Origin of the sequence: Maribacter sp. (assembly GCF_049667165.1) — a bacterium.
Classification (GTDB): domain Bacteria; phylum Bacteroidota; class Bacteroidia; order Flavobacteriales; family Flavobacteriaceae; genus Maribacter_A.
In genome coordinates this window covers 1-2,784 of record NZ_JBATHS010000092.1, presented here as the reverse complement: position 1 = coordinate 2,784, position 2,784 = coordinate 1, and the positions used below count along the sequence as shown (strand labels likewise).

Annotated in this window: 3 protein-coding genes; 2 read left to right on the top strand and 1 reads right to left on the bottom strand. The window is 38.7% G+C overall.

What is annotated here, in order from left to right:
* Nucleotides 1-485: adenylyltransferase/cytidyltransferase family protein (locus WBM98_RS05110; protein ID WP_424364952.1), on the bottom strand; the 485-nt coding region annotated here is incomplete at its 3' end.
* A 171-nt stretch (nt 486-656) separates the two neighbouring features.
* On the opposite strand from WBM98_RS05110, the gene WBM98_RS05105 reads away from it, so the two are divergent.
* Nucleotides 657-1,340, top strand: a complete 684-nt coding sequence (locus WBM98_RS05105; protein WP_424364951.1) for an NTP transferase domain-containing protein — start codon at nt 657-659, stop codon at nt 1,338-1,340.
* Nucleotides 1,340-2,784 (top strand): CDP-glycerol glycerophosphotransferase family protein (locus WBM98_RS05100; protein ID WP_424364950.1); only part of this gene is annotated, 1,445 nt, incomplete at its 3' end. The genes WBM98_RS05105 and WBM98_RS05100, both read left to right, overlap by 1 nt.

Here is a 2,784-nt window from a genome sequence, read left to right as displayed (position 1 = left end):
ATCGCATCGATTTTATAGGAATCGACTATTTTCTGTTTGTTTTTATCTTTCTGTGGAATTACTTCATCAACAAGACCTATGGATTGTACTACCTTAAATCTTTCATGAAAAGGGATGACCGGTTTCTTACCTTTTTCCTTCTCAACCAATTCATCCGTAGATACCCCCACAATCAAATAGTCGCAGAGCTCCTTGGATTTTATAAGGATGTTCAGATGACCATAATGGAAGATATCGAAACAACCTGAGGTATACATTCTATTGTACTTTGCGCGATGATTTGGCTTTGCTATTATTTTAAATCCATCTATGTCAATCGTCCATTTTTTGCCGGGAACATGTGTATATAGATAATCTATGATTTTTGGGATTTCGTTCTCATTATCCATAGTTGTCGAAACTAAAACTATCCCTTTCGCTGAATGTTCTGAAACGCTCCAGTTCTTAAACTCGGTCTGTAGTTTAATCAAATCTAAATCAACCATATACTTTAAAATAAATTGACTGCAAAACTACAAAATCAAAATTCAATTACGAGATATGAAAATCAAGGTTCTTTTGTCCCATGTCATTGCTATTTCATTTATAAATAAAACAAGTAACTTTGCATATACCAAGGCGGTTGATATAAAAACGGCCTATGACAACACCAACTTATGAAAATTGTTATCCTTGCAGCAGGTATTGGTTCCCGATTGGGCAACCCTTTTCCCAAACCTTTGACCCCTTTGAACAATGGTAAGAGTATCATGGGGATGCAATTGGATAATTTGTCCCAACATTTTAATATTGATGATATCAGTATTGTTGTCGGTTTTAAAAAAGATTTGATTATGGAACGATTTCCTGAGGTCACCTACATCTACAATCCGTTCTTTGATCGCACCAATACTTCAAAAAGCCTTTTACAAGCCCTTAAAAAGAATAAGGACAAATCGGTACTTTGGTTAAATGGGGATGTGGTTTTTGATGTTGGATTATTGCAAGAACTAAATCCTTATATTAAAAACAAGCAATCTTTTGTAGCGGTGAACACGAGTAAGGTTGACGAAGAAGAAGTGAAATATACTTTGAAAAATAATTATATAGAGCAACTTTCCAAATCAGTGAAAAACGGTTTAGGTGAGGCTGTCGGAATAAATTTTATCGCTAAAAAAGACATTAAATATTTTATTGCACGGTTGGAGGAATGTGATGACAATGATTATTTTGAGCGTGGTTTGGAATTGGCCATAGCGAAAGACAATTTACAGATCAGTGCGGTTGACATATCCGCCTTTGATTGTATGGAGGTCGATTTCAAAGAGGATTTGGATAACGCAAATAACCTTTTCCGTTAATGAAAGTCATTCTTTTTTGTCAAAATGCCTATGCGTTTGGGATCATGGCGCCTATTCAGGACGTTTTTAAGGCGGCTTCCCATGAATATCTCTGGTATATTCCCAAAAAACTATTGCATGGCTTTCCCTTCAAAAAAGAAAAATTCACCACCAGCATCCTGGATTTACAATTGTTCCGAAGCGACGCTATTTTCGTCCCGGGCAATGAGGTACCCTATTACCTTAGAGGCCTTAAAGTACAGATTTTTCATGGCTTGGCCGGGGAAAAAAAGGGGCATTTCCATATTCGAAATTACTTCGACCTTTATTTGACCCAGGGGCCCTATTTCACGAAAAAGTTCAATACGTTGAGAGCGAAATACAAGAATTTCGATGTCATCGAGACGGGCTGGCCCAAATTGGACGTCTATGGTAAAAACCGTAACGCATACGATACGGATAAGGAAAAAATATTACAACACTTTGGCACGGATAAAATCGTACTTTTCGCACCCACCTTTTCCCCGAGCCTTACGTCAGCGCCCTTTCTCTTGAAAGAAATTGAAGAACTTGCCCTTAAAACGGGTTTTGTGGTCTTTATAAAATTCCATGACCTTATGGATCAGGAATGGATCGACGCCTATAAAGACCTCGACAAGCGAATTCCCAATGTCATCTTTCAAGAAGAAAAGAACATTATCAAGTTTTTACTCCAAGCAGATGTCTTGGTCAGCGATACCTCATCGGTGATTTATGAGTTTCTCCTCTTGGACAAACCTGCAATCTCATATAAGAACATCGCTGAGAACATTCAATGGGACGATTCGAGAACCTATACAAACCTCACGGAAAAAGTTCTGGATAATCTTGAAAATGATCCCTTTAAATCGCAGCGGGATATAATCAACCAAGAGTTCCATCCGTATAAGGACGGTAATTCCGCACTTCGAATGGTAGAGGTCGTGGAAGCATACGTTCAAAAAAATGGAGTCCCAGAACACAGGGATTTGTCCCTGGCCCGAAAGTTGAAAATAAACAACATGTTCGGTAAACCCATTACTGACCTCTGGGACGGAAACAAAAAGCAAAAGATCACGGCGTTGTTGATTACCTACAACGAAATCTGCAACATCGAAGCGGTATTGGAGAATATCAGCTTTGTCGATGAAATAGTCGTGGTTGACTCCAATAGTACGGATGGTACCATTGAAAAAATAAAGGAGCACCCCCATGTAAAACTCATTCAACGCCCCTTTAAAAACTACACCGACCAAAAATCCTATACCATGGAACAGGCGACCAACGATTGGATATTGTTCATGGATGCCGATGAACGGTTGACCGATTCCTTGAAAAACGAAATCTTAAAAACGGTGAATTCCGATAAGGAAGAAACAGTGGCGTACATGTTCCTTAGAACCTTTATGTTCAAGGAAGAGGTATTGCGGTTCAGTGGATGGCAAAG